This window comes from Cupriavidus sp. GW822-FHT02D05 (assembly GCF_058802485.1).
This window is the reverse complement of record NZ_JBXAOE010000008.1, coordinates 1-23047: the sequence shown is the minus strand read 5'-3', so window position 1 is coordinate 23047 and position 23047 is coordinate 1. Positions and strand designations below refer to the sequence as shown.

The window sequence follows — 23047 nt, the reverse complement described above, 5'->3', positions numbered from 1 at the left end:
TGTCACCCTCGCCGGGTGCCGTAATCGGGAGGGGGCAGGATGACGCAGATCGTCGCGCGGATGGACAAGCGTGAGAGACGTGAGATACGTGGGTACTGGTGGGCCGCCGCGGCCTGCCTGCAGGCAGTGTTGGCGACGATGCCGGGCTCCGGCCAGGCAGCGCAGGTGGTCCGCTTCTCGCCGGAGGGCGAGGTCGCTCGCGTGCGGCAGGTGGCGATCCGCTTCGACGAAGCCATGGTGCCGCTGGGCGACCTGCAGGCGAGCCCGCCCGCCACGGTGTCCTGCAAAGGCAGCGCGATCACCGGACAGGCACGCTGGATCGACGCGAAGAACTGGGCATTCGATTTTGCGCGCGACCTGCCGCCAGGCGTCAAATGCACGGTGCGCATGGTGGCCGGCCTCAAGAGCGAGGCCGGCAAGGCATACACCGGCAAGCCGGAGTATCGCTTCGAGACCGGCGGGCCCACCGTGGTCTCCGCGCGTCCCGGCGGCGGTGAGATCGAAGAGGACCAGGTCTTTGCGCTGCGCTTCAACGGCCCGGCCACCGCCGACTCGGTGCGCAACGCCACCTGGTGCCAGGCGCAAGGCCTGGGCGAGCGCATTCCCGTGCGTCTCGTCGCCGGCAAGGAGCGCGACGCCGTGCTGGGCGCGCTGCACTGGAAGCTGAAGGCCGACGAGGTGGATGCCGTCCACCTGCTGGCCTGCCAGCAGCGCCTGCCGTCCGGCGCACGCATGCAGCTGGTGCTGGGCAGCGGCGTCGCCACGCCTTCGGGGCTGGCCACGCGCGACGAACGGCGCTTCGACTACACCGTGCGCGAGCCCTTCACCGCGAGCTTTACCTGCGAGCGAGAGCGCGCGCAGTCGCCCTGCACGCCATTGCGGCCGATCTCGCTGTCGTTCTCCGCGCCGATCTCGCGCAAGGACGCCGAGCATATCCTGCTCAATACGCCGAAAGGCCCGCGCGCCCCGCAGTTCGAGCCGGAAGCGGCGCGCGACGCGCCCGTCAGCAGTGTCAGCTTCAAGCCACCCTTTGCCGAGAAGGCCGAGTTCACGTTGTCTGTACCCGCTGGCCTGAAGGACGACAGCGGCCGCGTGCTGTCCAATGCCGAGCTCTTCCCGCTCAAGGTGGGCATGGCCGCGATGCCGCCGCTGGCGAAATTCTCGGCCGCGCCGTTCGGCGTGCTCGAGCGTTTTGGCGAGCTGCCCAAGGGCAAGCCAGCGGCCGATTATCCGGCGCTGCTGCCGGTGACGCTGCGCAATGTCGAGGCCGACCTGCCGGTGCAAGGCGTGCGCGCGCAAGCCGGCACGGTACGCCGCCTGAAGGTGGACGACGATGGCGCGGTACTGCGCTGGTACGGGCTGGTTCGCCGGCTGCACGAAGGCAGCTGGACGCGCGGCGAGCTTGATGCCATTCTCGCCGGCCGCTCGCCGTCCGCGGTCAACAACCCGCGCAATGCGCCTTCCATCGAGACCCGCTCCATCTCGCTGCTCGATGGCGTGGCCGGTGCGCGCAAGCTCGCCATTCCGCAACTGGTTGAGCCGGGCGGCAAGGCGCCACGCCCGTTCGAGGTGGTCGGCATTCCCCTGCCCGAAGCCGGCTTTCATGTGGTGGAGATCGCTTCGCCGATGCTGGGCGAGGCGCTGCTCGGCAAGCCGGCGCCCATGTACGTGCGCACCGCCGCGCTGGTGACCAACCTCGGCGTGCATTCCAAGCTCGCGCGAGGCCCCGGCAAGATGACCGCGCTGGCGTGGGTCACTACGCTCGACGATGGCAAGCCGGTGGCCAACGCCGCGGTGGCGCTGCGCGATTGCAGCGGCAAGCTGCTGGCCTCGGGCCGCACCGATGCCGCCGGGCTGGCGAGTTTCAACGGCCTGGACGACGTGCGCGAGCGCAGTTGCGACGACACCGGGCTGTCCGGCTATTTCGTTTCGGCACGCATCGCCGCGGACCATCCGCAGGCACGCGGCCAGGCCGACATGGCCTTCGTGATGTCCGACTGGAACCAGGGCATCGAGAGCTGGCGCTTCAACGTGCCGACCGACACCAGCGCGGTGCCGGACGTGCGCGTCCACACCATCTTCGATCGTACCTTGCTGCGTGCCGGCGAGACCGTGTCGATGAAGCACATGATCCGCACCGAGACTGCGAATGGCTTCGCATTGCCGGGCGCGGGCGATCCCTTGCCAGAGAAGCTGGTCATCCAGCATGAAGGCAGTGGCCAGACTTACGAGCAGCCGGTGCAATGGCGCAGCACTGCTACCGGTGGGCGCAGCGCCGAAAGCACGTTCGCGATTCCCGCGGCGGCGAAGCTGGGCGTCTATACGGTGTCGTTCAGCGATGCGAAGGACCGTGTGCTGGACAGCGGCAGCTTCCGCGTCGAGGCCTTCCGCCTGCCGGTGCTGGCGGGCACGCTCAAGGCCGGCGGCGGGGCGCTGGTGGCGCCGCCCGAGGTGCCGCTCAACCTGGAAGTGCACTACGTGTCGGGTGGCGGCGCGGCAGGCTTGCCGGTGCAGGTGTCGGCGCTGCTGCGCGACAAGTACGTGCGCTTTGCCGACTACGACAGCTATGCCTTCGCCCCGCCGCGCAAGCCGCAAAAGGACAGCAGCGGCGATGAGGACGAGGGCGAGGACGGCAATGCGCAGCGCGACGACGCGCAGAAGCTGGTGGCCGACAAGCTGCCGCTCAAGCTCGACAAGAACGGCGGCGGCACGCTGACCCTCAAGAACATGCCGCGGCTCGAGGCACCCAAGGACCTGGTGGTGGAGTCGGGCTTTGCCGACCCCAATGGCGAGATCCAGACGCTGCGCCAGACCGTGCCAATGTGGCCGGCGGGTGTGGTGGCAGGCATCCGCACCGAGAGCTGGGTCTCGGTCAAGCAGAAGCTTCCCGTGCATGCCGTGGCGCTCGATCCGCAGGGGCGGCCGCAGGCCAACGTGCCGATCTCGCTGCGCGCGCAGGTGCGCATCACCACCTCGGTGCGCAAGCGCGTGGTGGGCGGTTTCTATCGCTACGACAACCGCAACGAGAACAAGGACCTGGGCATCGTGTGCGAGGGCCGAACGGATGCGCAAGGCCGCATGCAATGCGACGTGACGCTGCCCGAGGCCGGCCAGGTGGAACTGATCGCGCAGGCTCGGGATAACGCGGGACGTGTATCGCAGGCCGCCACCTCGGTCTGGGTGACGCGCCAGGGCGAGCTGTGGTTCGGCGGCGAGAACAACGACCGCATCGATCTGCTGCCCGAAAAGAAGGCCTACGCGCCGGGCGAGACCGCCGTGTTTCAGGTGCGCATGCCGTTCCGCCACGCCACCGCGCTGGTGGCGGTGGAGCGCGAGGGGGTGCTGGAGACCAGCGTGGTGGAGCTCAACGGGCGCGATCCCACGGTGCGGGTCAAGGTAAGGCCGGAGTGGGGCCCCAATGTGTATGTGTCGGTGCTGGCGTTGCGTGGACGCTTGCGCGAGGTGCCCTGGTATTCGTTCTTCACCTGGGGCTGGCGCCAGCCAACCGAGTGGTGGCAGGCGTTTCGCAGCGAGGGCCGCGAGTACGCCGCGCCGAGCGCGCTGGTGGACCTGTCCAAGCCGGCATTCCGCCTCGGGCTGGCGGAGATCCGCGTGGGCAACGAGGGCTACAAGCTCGACGTGAAGGTGACGCCCGACAAGACGAGCTACCCCGTGCGCGGAAAGGCGCAGGTAGCGGTGCAGGTGAAGCTGCCCGACGGCAAGCCTGCCGCCAATGGCGAAGTCGCGCTTGCCGCGGTGGATGAAGCCCTGCTGGAGCTGATGCCGAACACGAGCTGGGATCTGCTCGACGCCATGCTGCGCCGGCGCAGCTATGGCGTGGAGACCGCCACCGCGCAGATGGAAATCATCGGCCGGCGCCACTATGGCCGCAAGGCCGTGCCGGCGGGCGGCGGCGGCGGCAAGAGCCCGACCCGCGAGCTGTTCGATACCTTGCTGCTGTGGAATCCGCGCGTGCAGCTCGACAGCGAAGGGCGCGCCACGCTGACGGTGCCGCTCAACGATTCGCTCACGCGATTCCGCATTGTGGCCGTGGCCGACCTGGGCGTGGGCCGCTTCGGCAACGGCAGCGCCACCATTGCTGCCACGCAGGACCTGCAGCTGATCTCGGGACTGCCGCCGCTGGTGCGCGAGGAAGACCGCTATCGCGCCATGTTTACGCTGCGCAATACCACGCAGCGCGCGATGACGGTGCAGGCCGTGGCGCGTGTGAGCCCGCCGGGACAATCCGCGCAGCCGCAGGCGCTGGCCGCGCAGACAGTGGAGCTTCCCGCGGGCGAATCGCGCGAGGTCGGCTGGGATGCGGCCGCGCCGCTGTTGCCGGCGGGCTCGTCGGCCCAGGACGGCATGGTGCAGTGGGAGGTGGAAGCGACCGAGGCCGGCAAGACGGGCGGCGCCAGCGACCGCGTCAAGCTCTCGCAGCAACTGGTGCCGGCGGTGCCGCTCACCGTGCAGCAAGCCACGTTGGCGCAGCTCGCGCCAAACCTGTCGGTGCCGGTACGCGCACCGCAGGGCGCGCTGGCCGATGGCGCGGGCCAGCCTCGCGGTGGCCTGCAGGTGAACCTGCAAGCCTCGCTGGCAGGCGGCATGCCGGGCGTGCGCGAGTGGTTCCGCAACTATCCGTTCTCGTGCCTGGAGCAGCGTGCCTCGCGCGCGATCGGGCTGGGCGATGCGGCGCAGTGGAATGCACTGACTACGCAACTGCCCGGCTATCTCGACAACGACGGGCTGGCCTCGTATTTCCCGCTGCAAAACGACGGCAACGCCGGCAGCGAGGTGCTGACCGCCTACCTGCTGGCGGTGTCCGACGAAGCCGTGCGCGCGGGGCTGCCGCTGCGCCTGCCCGACGAAACGCGGGCCCGCATGGAAAGCGGATTGGCCGCGTTCATCGAAGGCCGCATCAAGCGCGAACGCTGGGCACCGACGCAGGATCTGGACGTGCGCAAGCTGGCCGCGCTAGAGGCGCTCTCGCGCAGCGGGCACGCGCAGGCGCGCATGCTGGGTTCGATCCAGATCCTGCCGGCGCAGTGGCCCACCTCCGCGCTGCTCGACTGGATTGCCGTGCTGTCGCGCGTGCAGGATATCCCGCAGCGCGACGAGCGCCTGGCGCAAGCGCAGCAGATCCTGCGCTCGCGGCTGACCGTGCAAGGCACGCGGCTGGCGTTTTCCACCGAGCGCGACGACAACTGGTGGTGGCTGATGAGCGGCGGCGATCTCAACGCCGCGCGCCTGCTGGCCTTGTCGCTCGACCTGCCCGGCTGGAAGGACGAAAGCGCGCAACTCGCTACCGGCTTGCTCGGCCGGCAGATGCGCGGCGCCTGGGGCACGACCACGGCCAACGCCTGGGGCTCGCTGGCGATCACGCGCTTTGCGCAAGCCTTCGAGAAGACGCCGGTGTCGGGCGCCACGCGCGTGACGCTGGAGGGGGTGCCCGATGCATCGCGCAGCTTCGACTGGGCGCGCGCCGGGAAGGTGGATGGCGTGGCAAGCGGCAGCATCAGCCTGCCGTGGCCACGCGCGGGCGAGTCCGCCACGCTGCAGGCCGTGCAGCAAGGCGCCGGCAAACCCTGGGCCACGGTGCGCGCGCTGGCGGCGGTGCCGCTGGCCGCGCCGCTCTCGGCGGGCTACCGCATCACGCGCAGCGTGACGGCGGTGGAGCAGGCGGTGGCCGGCAAGTGGTCGCGCGGCGACACGTATCGCGTGAAGCTGGAGATCGATGCGCAGGCCGACATGACCTGGGTGGTGGTGAGCGACCCGGTGCCCGCCGGCGCCACCATCCTCGGCAGCGGCCTCGGGCGCGACTCGGAGATCGCCACGCGCGGCGAGCGGCGCAAGGGTGCATGGCCTGCGTTCACCGAGCGCACGCCGCAGGCCTTCCGTGAGTATTACGCCTACATGCCGCGCGGCAGTGCCACGGTGGAATACACCGTGCGCCTGAACAATGCCGGCGAGTTCGCTTTGCCGCCCACCCGGGTCGAGGCGATGTACGCGCCGGATGTATTCGGCGCGCAACCCAATGCCAGACTGACCGTAGGAGCACGCCCTTGAGCTGGCTTGCAATGATGATGCCCGCGCGGGTGCGCGAGTGGTGGCTGGCCGGCACCATGGCCGGCCTGGTCTACGGCGGCCTGCTGGTCACCGTCGCGATGGACTCGCCGCCAGGCGCGCCGTTGAACGGGCAGATCGCCTTCCAGCCTTTGTGGAAGACTGCCATGGCGCTGCTGCTGGTACGCGCCGCGCACTTCCATCCCTTGCGCCGCGAGCGGCGCTGGCTGATGGCGGCGCTGCTGTTCTCCGCGCTGGGGGACTTTCTGTTGGCGATGCCGTGGCTGTCATTCTCCTTCATCGGCGGCCTTGGGGCTTTCCTGATCGCGCACTTCGCTTACCTCGGCTTGTTCGTGCCCATGGCGGGCGACGGGCGCGCGCATCGCCTGATTGCTTGCGGTGTGGTCGTGGGCGCGGCCGGCGTGATGCTCGCGCGCTTCTGGCCCAATCTGGGCACGTTGGCGGTGCCGGTCTCGGTCTATGTCGGCGCGCTCGCGGCGATGGCCTGCGCCGCGTTGCTGGCGAAACTGCCGACGCCGCTGGCGGCAATCGGTGCGCTGTGTTTCGCCGTGTCTGACGGCTTGCTTGGCACCGCCCGGTTCCTCGTGCCGTTCGATACCTTTGCGCTCGGCATCTGGTGGACCTACGCGGCCGCACAAGTGCTGCTGGTGGCCGGCGTGGCGGCCGGGCGGGACAAATGAACGCGGGCCTGCGCGCGGTAGCCGTGATGGCCTGCGTGGCCTGTGCGCCCGCGCATGCGCTTGCGCTTGCGCTTGCGTCCTTCGACAGCGTGCGCGCCAGCTGGCGCAGCGCGGATGTGGTGGTGCTCGACCGTCATGGCGAAACCCTGTCCCGCGTGCGCGACGATTTCCGTGCGCGCCGCGGCGACTGGGTCACGCTGGCGGAGATATCGCCCGCGGTGCGCACCGCTATCGTGCTGTCGGAGGACCGCCGCTTTTATGCGCACAGCGGCGTGGACTGGCAGGGCGTCGCCGCTGCCGCGTGGGCCAACCTGTGGAACACGCGCACACGCGGCGCCTCCACCCTGACCATGCAGCTCGCCGGCTTGCTCGACGAGGACCTGCGGCGAGCCGACGGCGGCCGCAGCGCGAGCCAGAAGATGGCGCAGGCCGTGCGTGCGACGGCACTGGAGCGCAACTGGAGCAAGGACCAGATCCTCGAGGCGTATCTCAACCTGGTGCCGTTTCGTGGCGAGCTGGTCGGCCTGTCCGCGCTGTCGCAGGCGCTGTTCGGCAAGTATCCGAGCGGCCTCGACGCACGCGAGGCGGCGCTGGCGGTGGCGCTGGTGCGTGCGCCCAACGCGCGTGCGCCGCAGGTGGCGCAGCGCGCGTGCGGCATCCTGCGCGAGCAGCAATTGCCCAAGGCATGCGATGGGCTGGACGGCTTCGCGCAACTGGCGCTGCTGCGCAGCAGCGGCAGCACCGCAGGCTCAGCATCGACGCAGAACCTCACGCCGAACCTCGCGCCGCATCTGGCGCGCTTGCTCGTATCGCAAGCCCGCGTCGCCGGCCCGGTGCCTGCCACCATCACGTCCACGCTCGATGCCGGCCTGCAACGCATCGCCACGGCGAGCCTGGATCGACATCTGCGCGAGCTTGCCGGGCGCAATGTGGAAGACGGCGCCGTGGTGGTGATCGACAACGCGAGTGGCGACGTGCTGGCCTATGTGGGTTCGTCTGGCGCGTTGTCGGCGGCCGCGCAGGTCGACCACGCGGCCGCGCCGCGCCAGGCCGGATCCACGCTCAAGCCGTTCCTCTATGAGCAGGCGCTGGAGGGGCGGCGGCTGACCACGGCGTCGTTGCTGGACGACCGGCCAGTCAACCTGCCCACGGGCGGCGGCGGGGGCCTCTATGTGCCGCAGAACTATGACCGGCAGTATGCGGGCTGGGTGAGCATGCGGGCCGCGCTGGCGTCGTCGTTGAACGTGCCCGCGGTGCGCACGCTGGTGATGGTCACGCCGTATCGCTTTCACCAGCGGCTGACCGCGCTCGGCTTGCCGCTGGCGCAGGCCGGCGATTACTACGGCTACAGCCTTGCGCTGGGCAGCGCCGATGTGCCGCTGGTCGCGCTTACCAATGCCTATCGCGCCTTCGCCAACGGTGGGCGTTTTGCGGGCGTGCGGCTGCGCGCCGATGCACCGCCAGTGACCGTGCGCGCGGTGATGTCGCCTGCGGCAAGCTATCTGGTTGCCGACGTGCTGTCGGATCGCCACGCGCGGGCGCGCACGTTTGGCCTGGACAGCCCGCTGACCACGCGCTTCTGGACCGCGGTCAAGACGGGCACGTCGAAGGACATGCGCGACAACTGGTGCGTGGGCTGGTCGCAGCGCTACACGGTTGGCGTGTGGGTGGGAAACGCCAGCGGCGCAAGCATGCATGAGGTCTCGGGTGTGTCCGGCGCCGCGCCGGTGTGGCACGAGATCATGGAGGCGCTGCACCGCTCGGTGCCGAGCGTGGCGCCGGCCATGCCCGCCGGCGTGGAGCGTGTGCCGTTGCGCTTCGCCGACGATCTCGAGCCCGCGCGCGATGAGGTCTTCCTCGCGGGTACCGCCATGCGCGTTGTCAACATTGCCAGCGCGGATAGCGTGCGTGCCACCAAGGATCGCGTCACTGCCATCGCCAGCCCTGCCGACGGCACCGTGTTCGCGCTCGATCCCGATATCCCGCCGGCGGCGCAGCGCGTCTGGTTCCATGCCGAGGGCGTCAGCGGACAGACCGCGCGACGCGTGAGCTGGCGCATCGACGGCAAGCCGCTGGGGCGCGGCGGCCAGCTCTCCTGGCTGCCCTGGCCGGGCCGGCACGAAGTGGAGTTGCTGGATGCCGCGGGCAAGGTGGTTGACCGTATCGGCATCGAAGTGCGCGGCGCCGTAGCCAAGGCGCCGCGCCGCTGATTACGCTGGCGCGAGCGGTGCGCGCGCCTTGAGGAAGTCGACGAACACGCGCAGCTTGGCCGGCATCAGCAGGCGGCCCGGGTAGTAGAGGTAGAAGCCATCGAACGGCGGCAGCCAGTCGTCCAGCACCGTGACCAGCTGGCCCGAGGCGAGAGGCGCGTGCAGCAAGGCCTCGAACTCGTAAAGCAGGCCGAGCCCGGCGAGCGCTGCCTGGTGCAGCAGGGCCTTGTCATTGGCGATCAGCGCGACGCCGGTATCGACCGTGGCCTGGCGCGCGGCGTGCATGAACTCCCAGCGATAGACCTGGCCCGCGGGGCCGAAGCGGTAGTGCAGGCAGGCATGCGCCTGCAGGTCGCGCGGCAGCTTGGGCTCGCCATGGCGCGCGAAGTAGTCCGGCGTGCCGGCCACCACCATGCGCATCGGGCCGGTGATGGGAATCGCCACCATATCGCGCTGCAGTGCTTCTCCCAGGCGCAGGCCTGCATCGAAGCCCTCCGCGATCAGGTCGGTAAAGCGGTCGTCGACGGCCACGTCGACGCAGATCGACGGATAGAGCCGCATGAACTCCACCAGCACCGGTTGCAGCGCGGTGGCCGCAGCCGAGTATGAGGTGGTGATGCGCAACGTGCCGGCGGGCATTTCGCGCTGCTGGCGCGCGTCGTCGGCCGCAGCCCCGATCTCCGTCAGCGCGGGCTCCACGCGGGCCAGCAGCGCGGCGCCGGCTTCGGACAGGCCGACCCGGCGCGTGGTCCGTTGCAGCAAGCGTACGCCCAGGCGCTGCTCAAGCTGGCGGATGGTCTGCGAGATGGCCGATGGGCTGACCGCCAGCGCGGCGGCGGCGGCGGTGAAGCTGCCCAGGCGCGCCACGCGGACGAAGGCGGCCATGGCGGGCAGCAGGTCGGGGTCAAGGGAGACGTCAGGCTTCATGGTGCGGCGAGAGTAGCATGGCGCGCCTTGCCGCGAAGCATGCGGCGGCGCGTCGCTAACGCAAGGCTTCTGGCGCGGATACTGACAGATGCGGCAACCGTGAATGGCTGAGCAAGGCAAATACCAATGCCGCCGACGCAACGGTGATCGCTGCGAGGATATACAGCAGGAGCCGGAAGGCATCGCCATAGCCTTGCACCAGTGCCTGCTCGCTCGCCTGCGGCAGCAGGGCCATGGCGCGGGGCAGGTCGCCCATGGCGAGGCGGTGCGCGGCTTGCGCCAGCGCGGCCGAGGGCGCAGTGGCGATGGCGTGCAGCCTGGACTGGGCAAGCCCGGCAAGCATGGCGCCAACGATGGCCAGGGCAATGCCTTCGCCCGCCACCCGCGTGGTGCTGAAGATGCCGGTGGCCATGCCCGCGCGCTCTTTGGGTACCACGCTGACGGCGAGGCCATCCATCAGGCCCCAGGGCAGGCTGATGCCAAGGCCAATCGCCAGCATGGGCAGCGCCAGCCTGGCGCTTGGCTGGCCCGGTGCGCATTGGGCCAGCCATAGCAGGCCGCCGGCGCACACCAGCAAGCCCAGGCCGCAGATCAGGCCGGCCGAGAGCCAGCGGGTCAGATGGCCGGCCAGCAGCGGCACCACCAGCATGGGTGCGGACAGTGCAATCATCATGCGGCCGGCTTCGATCGCGCTGTAGCCTTCGATGCCGATCAGGCGGACCGGCAGCAGCACTTGCAACACCACGTACGAATACGCGGGCGCGGCGGCCAGAAATTGCACGCCGACAAAGCGCGGATAGCGAAACAGCGACAGGTCCAGCATAGGCGCAGGCACGCGCTGCTCGATCATGACGAACGCCAGCATCAGCACGGCGGCGCTGGCCAGCAGCACGACCACCGGCACGCTGCCCCAGCCGCTGTCCGGTGCGCGCAGCACGGCATAGGTGAACAAGCTCAGCGCGCCGGTAAAGGTGCCCGCGCCTGGCCAGTCGAGCCCGCTGGCGGCGGGGTCGCGCGACTCGCGCATGCAGCACGCGCCCAGCACCACGGCGCAAATGGCGATCGCTGCCGCGCTCAGGAAGACGCTGCGCCAGCTGGCTTGCTCGATCAGCCATCCCGCCAGCACCGGCCCGAAAGCGAGTCCCACGCCGAACGTGGTGCCCAGCAAGCTGAACGCGCGGGTGGCGGCCTGCCCCTCGAACTCCTGCGCCAGCGCTGCCATGCCCCCGGCGAAGGCGGCGGCGCCAGCCACCCCTTGCGCTGCGCGCAGGCCATCCAGCCAGGCGATGTCGGGCGCTGCCGTGAGGGCGAGCGAGCTAAGCGCAAAGCCGGCAATGCCGGCGAGGAAGACGCGCTTGCGCCCGAAGCGGTCGGCCAGCGCGCCGGCTGCCATCAGGCAACTGCCAAAACACAGCATGAAGGCGTTGGTGACCCAGTTCAGCGCGATGGGGCTGCCGCCGAGATCGGCAGCGATCGCTGGCAAGGCCACCGCCGGGCCGGTGAAGCTCAGGGGCATGGCCAGCGCGGCGAGACAGACCGCGCCAAGGATCAATAGTTTTTGCGCCGTGGTGTGCGCGGCGTCAGGTGCAGCTTTGGGCATCGGGAGTCCGGGTTGGAGGGCGGGGCGGGCGTCGCACGTTGCTGGCGCCGATAGCACGTGGCTGTGGCCAATCGCGAAAGTGGACTAATGATAGGATGGCATTAATACGTCTTAAAGCACCTGGATTTCCGTGTTTTGCGGACAAAAATTCTCTAATGAAGCGGTATAGATAGTCATGGATCGTCATGGACAGTCTTAGTGGCCTGTACGCCTTTGTGCGCGCGGCGCAGACCCGGAGCTTCGTCGCGGCGGGACGGCTTCTCGGCGTCTCGCCATCGGCCATCGGCAAGAGCGTGATGCGGCTCGAGGCCAGGCTTGGCATCCGGCTGTTTCACCGCAGCACGCGGCAGATCCGGCTGACGGAAGAGGGCGCGCTTTTCTTCGAGCGCTGCCGCCGCATCCTCGAGGAAATCGACGACGCGGAACTGGAGTTGTCGCGGCTGCAGGAGGCGCCGCGCGGCCGGCTGCGCATCAGCGTCCCGGCGATCGGCTATCGCCTGTTGCTGCCCGAGCTGGCCACGTTTTGCGCTGCCTATCCGGAGATCGAGTTCGACCTGGATTTCAGCGACCGCATGGTGGACGTGGTGGAGGAGGGCTTCGACCTGGTGATCCGCAGCGGCGAGTTGGTGGATTCCCAGCTGATGGCGCGGCGCCTGCGGCCTTTTCGCCAGGTGGTGTGCGCCGCGCCGGACTACTTTGCGCGGCGCGGCATGCCCAGGCGGCCGAAGGACCTGGAGCAGCATGTTTGCCTGCGCTATCGTTTCCCCTCCAGCGGGAAACTGCAGGATTGGGTGTTGACGCAGGATGCCGAAGACGAGGAAGTGCGTTTGCCGGGCACGTTCGCCTTGAACAACATCGAAGGCGTGCTGGCCGCGGCGATCGGCGGCCTGGGCATTTGCTACGTGCCGGATTTCGTGGCGCGGGAGGCGCTGCACGACCAGCGGCTGGTGACGGCGCTGGACACGTTCAACGTGGTGCAGGGCACCTTCTGGATGCTGTGGCCATCGAGCCGGCACATGCTGCCTAAGCTGCGGGTGCTGGTTGACTTCCTGTCCCGCGGGGAGAACCCGGGATGAGAGCCCATGGCCCTTCCCATCGCCCATGGTGTCCAGCTTAAGAGGGTAGCCCGATTGTGAAGCTGCGCTTCATGACGCATGCAGCGTAGCCGGCTGTTTCCGCGCCCCGGCCTTGGCGATACTGCCGAGGTTCCTCAACCAAGGAGTTCCGCATGACCGCACTACGCAAGCTGGGCCGGCATGGCCCACAAGTATTCCCGCTTGGCCTGGGCTGCATGGGCATGAGCGAGTTCTACGGCGCGCATGATGATGCCGAATCTATTCGCACTATCAATTACGCCATTGATAATGGTGTTAATTTTATCGATACGGCTGATATTTATGGCCCGTACACCAACGAGAGCCTGGTAGGCCGGGCCATCGCGGATCGCCGCGACAGCGTGGTGCTTGCGACCAAGTTCGGCATCGTGCGCGACGCCGCCAACCCGGTGGCGCGCGGCGTGGATGGCCGGCCCGAATATGTGCGAGCCAGCTGCGACGCCAGCCTCAAGCGGCTCGGGGTGGAGCATATCGACCTGTACTACCAGCACCGGGTCGATCCGCAGGTGCCCATCGAGGAAACCGTGGGCGCGATGGCGGAACTGGTGAAGGCGGGCAAGGTACGCTGGCTGGGACTGTCGGAGGCCGGCGCGCAGACCATCGAGCGCGCGCATGCCGTGCATCCCATCACGGCGCTGCAAAGCGAGTATTCGCTGTGGACGCGCGACGTGGAGGCGGGTGGCGACCAGAGCATTCTTGCTACGTGCCAGCGGCTCGGCATTGCCTTCGTGCCGTACAGCCCGCTGGGCCGGGGCTTCCTGACCGGTGCCATCCGCAGTCCTGAGGATTTCGCGCAGGACGATTACCGCCGTTCCAGCCCGCGTTTCATGGGTGAGAACTTCGCGCGCAACCTGGCGCTGGTCGACAAAGTGAACGCGCTGGCGCGCGACAAGGGCTGCAGCCCGGCGCAACTGGCGCTGGCGTGGGTGCTGGCGCGTGGCGAGATGCTGGTGCCGATTCCCGGCACGCGGCGCGTGGCCAACCTTGACGACAACCTTGGCGCGCTGGACGTGGTGCTGGACGCGGCCGACATGGCGGCCATCGACGCCGTGTTCCCGGCAGACGCAGTAGCGGGTACGCGCTATCCGGGGCAGGTGATGTCCTTGCTGGCGCGCTGAACCGGCTGAACCTGTGGAGCGTGGGGGGCCGGTGGCGAGTTCGCCGATAATCCAGCATCGCGAACCGCCTCCGGAGTCACCCGTCATGTCCGTTGCCCTGCTAGACGCCGCCCAGACCGCGGCCCGCCTGCCTTACCCCGCGCTGGCCGGCGCCATTGCCGCCATGCTGGCCGAGCTGCGCGCGGGCACGGCCATGGCGCCGCCGCGCATTGCGTTGCCTGTTGGGGACCCCGCCGGCGGGGAAGGCACGCTGCTGGTGATGCCGGCGCGCAACCGGGAGCTGGTGATGACCAAGAACATCACCGTGCACCCCGGCAATCCGCAACGCGGCCTGCCCAATATCCTCGGCGAGGTGGTGGTGGCCGACGCCCATACGGGACGCCGGCTGGCGCTGCTGGACGGGCCCACCGTGACGGGCCGGCGCACCGCCGCCGTGTCATTGCTGGCGGCGCAGAGCTTCGCGCCGGATCCCGCTGGCGAGCTGTTGATCGTCGGTGCTGGCGTGCAGGCGCTGACCCATCTGGAAGCCTTTGCCGCCGGCCTCTCGCCGCGCCGGGTGTGGCTGCATTCGCGCACGGCCGCCAAGGCCGAAGCCCTCGCCGCGCATGCGCGCACGCTGGGCGTTGAGGCGCAGACGGTGGATGACGTGCGCACGGTCCTGCCGCGCGTGTCGATGGTGGTGACGGTGACGTCCAGCCTGGTGCCGGTGCTGCCGGACCTGGATAGCGGGCTGTGGCGCGACGATCATTTCATCGCCGCGGTGGGCGCGTTCCGCCCGGAGATGTGCGAGCTGCCGCCGGCGCTTTGCCAGGCGGCCTCGGCGCACGGCCGGCTGCTGGCCGACACCTTGTTCGGCATCGAGGAGGAGGCGGGCGACCTGCTGCAGGCGGGCATCGCTTGGTCCACCGTGCAGCCGTTCGAGCACGCGATCCTCGTCGCGGACGCACTGCGCGCGCGCCGCGGCAGCCCGCTGGTCTTCAAGAGTGTCGGTTACGCCCTGTGGGACCTGGCCGCGTGCGTGCTGGCGAGCGCCGGCACAGCGTAATTCCCTTGCCACGAGTAGGCCTATACCGTGCAGTAGGTTTTTGTCCGGCGAGCGTCGCAAATTGCATACGGTTTCGCCGACCGATTTGGCTCGTTTGCCCGCTTTTTTAATGGTTAACCCGTGATTTAGGGGCGGGCTTCTACAAAAGTGTTAAGCGTTTGAAACAGACGGGTCACACCAGACGGGATAATGCCTGCCTCGGGTAGAGAGTTAATAAGGAGCAAGAGGCATGTCCCCCAAGAAGATCCTGCTGGCCAGCGTAGCCATGCTGATTGCTGGCGCCGCGCAAGCGCAGAGCGCCGGCAGCAATATTGTCAGCCTGGGCTGGTTCCGCGTGATGCCGACGAGTTCGGCCGATGCGCTGGTCGTCGATAGCATCGGCGGCTTCCCCGTCAACCAGACCGAAGCCGGCACGAGTGCCAAGATCAAGTCCGCGGATACGCTTGGCATCGCGTTCACGCACTTCTTTACCGACAATATCGCAGGCGAATTTGTGGCGGGAATTCCGCCGAAGCACGATGTAGAGGGCGCTGGCACGTTTGCCAAATACGGCACGCTGGGCAATGTGAAGCAATGGAGCCCGGCGGTATTGGTGAAGTACTACTTCGGGGAAGCGAAGACCAAGTTCCGCCCCTACGTGGGCCTTGGCGTGAACTACACGTGGTTCACCGACGAGACCATCAACAACCAGACTTTCGTGCGCTCCGAGTTTGGTCCGAACGCCAAGATGACCGCGAGCGCCAAGAGCTCGTGGAATCCGGTGTTCAATGTCGGCGCGAACTACGCCATCACCGATAACTGGTTCGTTGGCCTGTCGGTGTCCTACCTGCCGCTATCCAGCACGGCCACGCTTACCACGCAGAACGCGGGCGCGGCAGGCAATGCTACCGTGGTGTCGCATACCAAGATCAAGATCGATCCGGTCGTGACCTACCTGAACGTCGGGTACCGCTTCTAAGCGGCTCGCCAGACGACAAAACGGGCGCCATTGCTGGCGCCCGTTTTGCTTTGTGCCGCTTCTGGCTCAGCCCGCGGCCTGGGTGCTGCCCTTGACGGGATAGCCTGCAGCCTCGATGGCTTCGCGCAGCGCTTGGCCGCTGGCGGTGGCTTCTACCGTGACTGCCTGCGCGGGGATGTCGGCCGACACCTTCGCGGCGGGATCGAGTGCTTGCACGGCGCGGGTGATGGCGCCCACGCAATGGCCGCACGACATGCCTTCAACCTGGAACTGGATCATCTGGAATCTCCTGTTGGTACCTGGGGTAAGGAATCAAGGTGAGCATCCGGCCGTCCAAAAAGCGTACCTGTCGCTGCGCTGGCCGGGCCGGACTTCGGTCTACCCCTGAAGTTTGCACCTTCCCACCGTGGGAAGCGCAAGGCCTTTTCCAGACGTTCTCGCGTTCGGCACGTGATGAATGCGTTGCTTGCACGCGGGCTTGACCTTCCCAACATGGTAAGGTCCATGATGTGGTTGTCATCACTGTGGACCCGATCCCTGCCATGCCCGCTAACACCCAACTCCTTCCCGTACCCGGCGCAGCAGCAGGCGCGCCGCCCTCCGAATGGCGGCTGCCGATCGGCGGCATGACGTGCGCCTCGTGCGTGCGGCGCGTCGAGACCGCGCTGGGCAAGGTGCCTGGCGTGCGCCAGGTCGCCGTCAACCTCGCCACCGAAGAAGCCACGCTGCAGGCCGATAGCGCTGCCGTGCTGCCGGCCGCCGCCGAGGCCGTGAGGGCTGCCGGCTACGAGGTGCCGCACCAGGCCATGACCTTGTCCATCAGCGACATGACGTGCGCTTCCTGCGTGGCCCGCGTCGAGCGTGCGCTGAAGGCCGTGGCCGGCGTGGTGGATGCGCAGGTCAACCTGGCGACGGAGCAGGCTGAGGTGACCGTGCTGCGTGGTGCCGTGGATGCCGATGCGCTGGCCGCTGCGGTGGCGCGCGCCGGTTATGGCGCGGTGCCGGTCACCGGCGAATTGCCGGCTGGGGCGGTGCCTGGCGAAGGCTTCTGGTCTGGGCCATGGCCGGTGGCGATCTCGGCGGCGCTATCGTTGCCGCTGGTGGCGCCCATGGTGGCCGAATGGTTCGGCGTGCACTGGATGCTGCCGGCCTGGGTGCAGTGGCTGCTGGCCACGCCGGTGCAGTTCGTGTTTGGCTGGCGTTTCTACAAGGCTGGCTTCAAGGCGGTGCGCGCGGGCGCGGGCAACATGGATCTGCTGGTCGCACTCGGCACCTCGGCGGCTTATGGCTTGTCCTTGTGGCTGATGTGGCGTGGCGCGGACGATATGCCGCACCTGTACTTCGAGAGCGCGGCAGTGGTCATCACGCTGGTGCGCCTGGGCAAGTGGCTGGAAACCCGCGCCAAGCGCCAGACGGCGGACGCCATCCGCGCGCTGGCCGCGCTGCGCCCCGATAGCGCGATCGTGCGCCGCGACGGCGCGGAGATGAGCGTGCCGCTGGGCTCGGTGCGGGTCGGCGATGAGATCGTGGTGCTGCCGGGCGCACGCGTGCCCGTGGATGCCAAGGTGATCGAAGGCAGCAGCCATGCGGACGAATCCATGCTGACCGGCGAGAGCCTGCCGGTACCGAAGGCACCCGGCGCGCTGCTGACCGGCGGCGCCATCAACTACGAAGGCCGCCTGGTGGCGCGCACGGTGGCGGTGGGCGCGGAGACGGTGCTGGCGCGCATCATCCGCATGGTCGAGCACGCGCAAGCGGCCAAGGCGCCAATCCAGCGCATGGTCGACCGCGTGAGTTCGGTGTTCGTGCCGGTGGTACTGGGCATCGCGCTGGTCACGCTGCTAGGCTGGGGCCTGTTCGGCGGCAACTGGGAGGCAGCCTTGCTGAACGCGGTGGCGGTGCTGGTGATCGCCTGCCCGTGTGCGCTCGGCCTGGCCACGCCGACCGCGATCATGGCGGGCACGGGCGCGGGTGCGCGCGCCGGCATCCTGATCAAGGACGCCGAGGCGCTGGAAGTGGCGCACCGGGTCAAGGTGGTGGCCTTCGACAAGACTGGCACGCTCACGGTGGGTAAGCCGGAAGTGGTGGCGCTGGCGGTGCCGGCAGGTGCCGGTGACGATGACGATGCAGAGCCACGCTTGCTGGCGCGTCTGGCCGCGCTGCAGGCCGGCAGCGAGCATCCGCTGGCGCACGCGGTGCTGGCAGCGGCCCGCGCGCGCGGCATCCACGCGCCGACGGCTACCGATGTGCGTGCATTGCCCGGCATGGGCTTGTCCGGCAAGGTCGATGGCGTGGCATTGCAGCTTGGCAGCGAGCGCCTGCGTGCCTCGCTGGGCGCAGCGGCGGGTACGCTCGAAGCGCAGGCGCAGGCACTGCAGCAAGCGGGCCGCACCGTGTCCTGGCTGATCGAGACGGGCGCGGCGCGGGATGCGTCGCCCGCGCAAAACCGCGTGGTGGGGCTGGTTGCCTTTGGCGACGCCATCAAGCCTGGCGCGCGGCGCGCGATCGAGCGGCTGCGCGCCGCCGGCGTGCGCACGGTGATGCTGTCCGGCGACAACCGGGGCGCCGCCGCGCGCGTGGCCCAGACGCTGGGGCTGGACGAGGTGCAGGCGGAAGTACTGCCGGCCGACAAGGCCGAGCGCGTGAACGGGCTCAAGGCGGGCGGCACCGTGGTGGCCATGGTTGGCGACGGCATCAACGATGCGCCGGCCCTGGCCGCGGCGGATGTCGGCATCGCCATGTCGACCGGCACCGATGTGGCCATGCATGCCGCCGGCATCACGCTGATGCGCGGGGACCCGGCGCTGGTGGCCGACGCACTGGCGATTTCGCACCGCACCGTGCGCAAGATTCGCGAGAACCTGTTCTGGGCCTTCTTCTACAATGTGATCGGCATCCCGCTGGCGGCGGCCGGCCTGCTCAACCCGGTAGTGGCCGGCGCGGCCATGGCATTCTCCAGCGTGAGCGTGGTCGGCAATGCGCTGCTGCTGCGGCGCTGGAAGCCGGCGGGAGAGCAAGCATGAATGTCGGCAAGAATATCGGCGAAGCGGCACAGGCTTCCGGCGTCTCCGCGAAGATGATCCGGCACTACGAGTCCATCGGCCTGCTGGCGCCACCGCCGCGCAGCGAGGGCGGCTACCGCCGCTACGACGAGCGCGCGGTGCACACCTTGCGCTTCGTGCGGCGTGCCCGTAATCTCGGGTTCTCGCTGGACGAGATACGCGGGCTGCTGTCGCTGTGGCACGACCGCGCGCGGGCCAGCGCCGACGTCAAGGCGCTTACCTTGCGCCACGTGGCGGACCTGGAGCAGCGCATTGCCGAACTTGCCGCCATGCGCGACACGCTGCGCCAGCTGGCCGAGGCCTGCAGCGGCGATGCGCGGCCCGACTGCCCGATCCTGGCCGATATGGCGCAGGCAGGATTCGGCCTGGCGGCGGAGCAAGCGGATGCGGGCGGCAACAACGATGGCGCGGTGCCGGCCTGCCATCGTCACGGCGAGGACAGCACCGCGGCCTCCTAGTCAGGGAAGGCTGGCGGCATCGTAGCGGAACACAGATGGAGATCAACCGAATGGATCGACCGAGTACCGCTGCTTGCGCCGAGCCGGCCGACGTCGGCGCCGATGGCGCCGGCCCTGCCGCGGCGGCCCCCGCGCGGCCCGTCACCCCCATCGAAAGCCGCCAGCGCATGCGCGACGGCACGGAACTGTTCCTGCGCACCTGGCAGCCCGATCCCGAGCTGTTCCCGGAACCTGCCGGTTCGCTATTGCTGGTGCACGGCCTGGCCGAGCATTGCGGGCGCTACCAGCACGTGGCGGAGCTGTTGTGCGGCCTGGGCTTGCGTGTGCGCGCCTACGACCAGCGCGGCCATGGCGCCAGCGGCGGTCCGCGCATGGTGGCGGAGCATCCGGATGTGTTCGTCGAAGACCTCACCGAAATCCACGACGCCGCGGTGGGCCAGTGGCAGGAGCTGCCGTTCCTGCTGGGGCACAGCATGGGCGGGCTGGTGGCCGCGTGCTTCGCCACCGCGCGCGTGCGGCCCATCCGCGCGCTCGTGCTGTCATCGCCGGCGCTGGCCTTGAGGCTGTCCGCCCCGATGCTGGCCCTGCACCGTATGCTGCTGACGCTGGTGCCGCGCCTGCGCGTGCCCAACCCGATCGATGCGCGCTACCTGTCGCACGACGCCGCGGTGGTGGCGCAGTATCGCGCCGATCCGCTGGTGCAGGGCACCATCAGCGCTGGCGTGCTGGAGACTTTTGTGCGCGGCATGGCGCAGGCGCAAACCGACGCGCCCCTGCTGGAAGCACCCATGCTGATGCTGGTGGCGGGCGACGATCGCATCGTCGATCCGGCCGGCAGCCGCCGCTTCTTCGACAACGCGCCGCCCGACCTGCGCGACGCGCTCTGGTTCGACACCGGCTACCACGAGATCTTCAACGAGGCACAGCCGCTGCGCGGCGAGGTACTGGCCGCGCTCACCGGCTGGCTGCGCAAGCATCTGCAGCCGCAGGCGGCGTGAGCGCGCATGATGTGTCCCTGGCTGCCATCACCTGAACCATTGCGCGCAGCCATGGCCCAAGTTCGGCATGCCGCGTATGGACGCACGCATTTGCCATCCTGGCGGGATATTCCCGCGCGGGCTCATCATCAACCTTTCCAAACGTGGCGCAAGGCCTGACAAGAGAAAGCATGGAGACATACGACTACATCATCGTCGGCGCCGGATCGGCCGGCTGCGTGCTGGCCAACCGCCTGACCCAGGACCCTGAGGTGAGCGTGCTGCTGCTGGAAGCCGGCGGGCGCGACGACTACCACTGGATTCACATCCCGGTGGGCTACCTGTATTGCATCGGCAACCCGCGCACCGACTGGATGTACCGCACCGTGGCGCAAGCCGGCCTGGGCGGCCGCTCGCTGGGCTACCCGCGCGGCCGCGTGCTGGGTGGCTCGTCCTCGATCAACGGCATGATCTACATGCGTGGGCAGCGCGAAGACTATGACGACTGGGCGCGCCTGACGGGCGACGACGGCTGGCGCTGGGACAATGTGCTGCCGCTGTTCAAGCGCAGCGAGGACCATCATCGCGGCGGCGACGAATTCCACGGCGCAGGTGGCGAATGGCGGGTGGAAGGGCAGCGCTTGCGCTGGGACATCCTGGAGCGCTTTATCGATGCCGCCGAGCAGGCCGGCATCCCGCGTACCGATGACTTCAATCGCGGCGACAACTTTGGCGTGGGCTATTTCGAGGTCAACCAGCGCCGCGGCATTCGCTGGAATACCGCGAAGGCGTTTCTGCGCCGCGCGGCGGAACGGCCGAACCTGACGATCGTCACCGGCGCCCAGGTGAGCGCGCTGACGTTCGAGGGACGCCGCTGCACCGGCGTGGACTATCTCGGCGGCGGCAAGCCATTCACGGCGGCAGCGCGCGAGGAGGTCATCCTGGCAGCGGGCGCGGTCAATACGCCGCAGTTGCTGGAGCTGTCCGGCATCGGCCAGCCCGAGCGGCTGCAGGCGGCGGGCATCGCGGTGCGCCATGCGTTGCCCGGCGTGGGCGAAAACCTGCAGGACCACTTGCAGCTGCGCAGCGTGGTCAAGGTGGAGGGCGTGCGCACGCTCAACACGCGCGCGGGCAGCTGGTGGGGCAAGCTTGGCATCGGCCTGCAGTACGCGGTCAACCAGAGCGGCCCGATGAGCATGGCGCCGTCGCAGCTCGGTGCCTTCGCGCGCTCGGATGCATCGTATGCGCGGCCCAACCTCGAGTACCACGTGCAGCCGCTATCGCTCGACAAGTTCGGCGATCCGTTGCATCGCTTCAATGCGTTCACCGCCAGCGTGTGCAACCTGCGCCCGACCTCGCGCGGCAGTGTGCACATCGCCGATCCGGATTTCCGCCACGCGCCGGTGATCGCGCCCAACTATTTGACGACCGACGCGGACCGCAAGGTCGCGGCGGATTCGCTGAGGCTGACGCGGCGCATCGTGGCCTCGCCCGCGCTCGCGCCCTACAAGCCGCAGGAATGGCTGCCGGGCGCGGCGTTCGAGACCGACGAGCAACTGGCCCAGGCGGCGAGCGAGATCGGCACCACCATCTTCCATCCGGTGGGCACCTGCCGCATGGGCCGACCCGATGACCCGCAGGCCGTGGTGGACCAGCGCCTGCGCGTGATTGGCATCGATGGCTTGCGCGTGGTCGATGCATCGATCATGCCGCTGATCACCTCGGGCAACACCAACTCCCCGACCATCATGATCGCGGAGCGCGCCAGCGACATGATCCGCGAGGACCGGCGCCGGCGCGCGAGCGGCGTGGCGCAAGGGGGTGCGCACGGCGCTGTTTCCCCGGCGGGAGCTTCGCTGGCCAGCAAAGCGGGGGCCACAACCCAGGCCTGAGTACGCCGCTTGTCGCGAACGCGCGGCAAACGCGCGGCAAACCTGACACCAACCTGACATCTGGTTCATGTTTCATAATCAGTGCAAACCCGGATGTTTTGCGACGCAGCAGACGCACACAATAGACGCCGAGATGCCGTGCAGCACCGCTCACATTGGCGCGCCCCCACAAGGGCGCGTCGCGCGTTCCGGGACGGGCGCGCACGGCGGACATCCAGGCAGCAATACAGGCAGCAAATAAATACAAGCAAATACAAGCGGCGCGAGAGCCGCAACAGCCACGGGGAGCGCAACTGGATTGGCGCGACCTGTGCGGTGGTGGTGCGACTGGCACCACAGTTCTGACCATTTGGCGGTGCCGACCAGAAGCCGGCGCCGCTGCAAGAGGGCGGGCAGGAGACCATGAATCAGCAAGAAACGATCCTGGAAACGCGGAACCTCACCAAGGAATTCAAGGGGTTCACCGCGGTAAGCGACGTCAACCTCAAGGTGCGGCGCGGCTCCATCCATGCCTTGATCGGCCCCAACGGCGCCGGCAAGACCACCTGCTTCAACCTGCTGACCAAGTTCCTCGAGCCGACCACGGGCACGATCCTGTTCAACGGCATCGACATCACCCGCGAAAAGCCGGCGCAGATCGCCCGGCGCGGGGTGATCCGGTCGTTTCAGATCTCAGCCGTGTTCCCGCACCTGACGGTGCTGGAGAACGTGCGCATCGGGCTGCAGCGGCAACTTGGCACCTCCTATCATTTCTGGCGCAGCGAAACCACGCTCGACGCGCTGAACGCGCGCGGCATGGAACTGCTGGAGCAGGTCGGGCTGACCGATGTGGCGCAGACGGTGACGGTCAACCTGCCGTACGGCCGCAAGCGCGCGCTCGAGATCGCCACCACGCTGGCGATGGAGCCCGAGATGATGCTG

The 23047-nt window shown here is 68.7% G+C and carries 15 protein-coding genes; 12 read left to right on the top strand and 3 right to left on the bottom strand.

Annotation, left to right across the window (positions count from 1 at the left end):
• Nucleotides 1-60 precede the first annotated feature (60 nt).
• Genes AC1RQK_RS12330 through pbpC form a run of 3 tightly spaced genes read left to right on the top strand, consistent with a single transcriptional unit; the run spans nucleotide 61 to nucleotide 8974 of the window.
• Nucleotides 61-6066, top strand: coding sequence for an alpha-2-macroglobulin family protein (locus tag AC1RQK_RS12330; RefSeq protein WP_492809322.1), 6006 nt, complete (start codon nucleotides 61-63; stop codon nucleotides 6064-6066).
• Nucleotides 6063-6764, top strand: a complete 702-nt coding sequence (locus tag AC1RQK_RS12325; protein WP_441635822.1) for a lysoplasmalogenase — start codon at nucleotides 6063-6065, stop codon at nucleotides 6762-6764. The genes AC1RQK_RS12330 and AC1RQK_RS12325 overlap by 4 nt, the downstream gene beginning before the upstream one ends.
• Entirely contained in the window at nucleotides 6761-8974 is a 2214-nt protein-coding gene (gene pbpC / locus AC1RQK_RS12320; RefSeq protein ID WP_492809202.1) for a penicillin-binding protein 1C, read from the top strand. Before AC1RQK_RS12325 ends, pbpC begins: the two co-directional genes overlap by 4 nt.
• On the opposite strand, the gene AC1RQK_RS12315 is transcribed toward pbpC, so the two are convergent.
• Both AC1RQK_RS12315 and AC1RQK_RS12310 read right to left on the bottom strand, forming a co-directional pair.
• A complete protein-coding gene (locus AC1RQK_RS12315) occupies nucleotides 8975-9901 on the bottom strand; it encodes a LysR family transcriptional regulator (protein ID WP_492809201.1) in 927 nt (308 codons plus the stop codon). It abuts the gene before it with no gap.
• 55 nt (nucleotides 9902-9956) lie between these two features.
• Nucleotides 9957-11501: an MFS transporter gene (locus tag AC1RQK_RS12310; protein ID WP_492375421.1), complete on the bottom strand. Its 1545-nt coding sequence runs from the start codon at nucleotides 11499-11501 to the stop codon at nucleotides 9957-9959.
• Between the two features lie 185 nt (nucleotides 11502-11686).
• Between AC1RQK_RS12310 and AC1RQK_RS12305 the strand changes: the two genes are divergently transcribed.
• The 4 genes from AC1RQK_RS12305 to AC1RQK_RS12290 all read left to right on the top strand — a co-directional run bounded on the left by AC1RQK_RS12305 (nucleotide 11687) and on the right by AC1RQK_RS12290 (nucleotide 15737).
• Complete coding sequence (locus AC1RQK_RS12305) at nucleotides 11687-12577, top strand: LysR family transcriptional regulator (RefSeq protein ID WP_492375422.1); 891 nt, start codon at nucleotides 11687-11689, stop codon at nucleotides 12575-12577.
• A 152-nt stretch (nucleotides 12578-12729) separates the two neighbouring features.
• Nucleotides 12730-13734 (top strand): aldo/keto reductase, encoded by a 1005-nt coding sequence (locus tag AC1RQK_RS12300; RefSeq protein WP_492375423.1) that lies wholly within the window; start codon nucleotides 12730-12732, stop codon nucleotides 13732-13734.
• A gap of 85 nt (nucleotides 13735-13819) precedes the next feature.
• Nucleotides 13820-14779, top strand: coding sequence for a delta(1)-pyrroline-2-carboxylate reductase family protein (locus tag AC1RQK_RS12295; RefSeq protein ID WP_492375424.1), 960 nt, complete (start codon nucleotides 13820-13822; stop codon nucleotides 14777-14779).
• Between the two features lie 229 nt (nucleotides 14780-15008).
• Nucleotides 15009-15737, top strand: a complete 729-nt coding sequence (locus AC1RQK_RS12290) for an OmpW/AlkL family protein (protein WP_492375425.1) — start codon at nucleotides 15009-15011, stop codon at nucleotides 15735-15737.
• A gap of 66 nt (nucleotides 15738-15803) precedes the next feature.
• On the opposite strand, the gene AC1RQK_RS12285 is transcribed toward AC1RQK_RS12290, so the two are convergent.
• Nucleotides 15804-16016 carry a heavy-metal-associated domain-containing protein gene (locus tag AC1RQK_RS12285; protein WP_043350852.1) on the bottom strand — a complete coding sequence of 71 codons (213 nt, stop codon included), beginning with the start codon at nucleotides 16014-16016 and terminating at the stop codon, nucleotides 15804-15806.
• Between the two features lie 263 nt (nucleotides 16017-16279).
• Here AC1RQK_RS12285 and AC1RQK_RS12280 point away from each other — a divergent pair, with 263 nt between their 5' ends.
• The 5 genes from AC1RQK_RS12280 to AC1RQK_RS12260 all read left to right on the top strand — a co-directional run.
• Nucleotides 16280-18760, top strand: coding sequence for a heavy metal translocating P-type ATPase (locus AC1RQK_RS12280; RefSeq protein ID WP_492375426.1), 2481 nt, complete (start codon nucleotides 16280-16282; stop codon nucleotides 18758-18760).
• Nucleotides 18757-19257: a Cu(I)-responsive transcriptional regulator gene (cueR, locus tag AC1RQK_RS12275; protein WP_492375427.1), complete on the top strand. Its 501-nt coding sequence runs from the start codon at nucleotides 18757-18759 to the stop codon at nucleotides 19255-19257. The genes AC1RQK_RS12280 and cueR overlap by 4 nt, the downstream gene beginning before the upstream one ends.
• Nucleotides 19258-19307: 50 nt before the next feature.
• Nucleotides 19308-20255, top strand: coding sequence for an alpha/beta hydrolase (locus AC1RQK_RS12270; RefSeq protein ID WP_492375428.1), 948 nt, complete (start codon nucleotides 19308-19310; stop codon nucleotides 20253-20255).
• Nucleotides 20256-20425: 170 nt separating this feature from the next.
• Entirely contained in the window at nucleotides 20426-22126 is a 1701-nt protein-coding gene (locus tag AC1RQK_RS12265) for a GMC family oxidoreductase (RefSeq protein ID WP_492375429.1), read from the top strand.
• Between the two features lie 402 nt (nucleotides 22127-22528).
• The coding region (locus tag AC1RQK_RS12260) for an ABC transporter ATP-binding protein (RefSeq protein WP_492809200.1) at nucleotides 22529-23047 on the top strand (519 nt) is incomplete at its 3' end.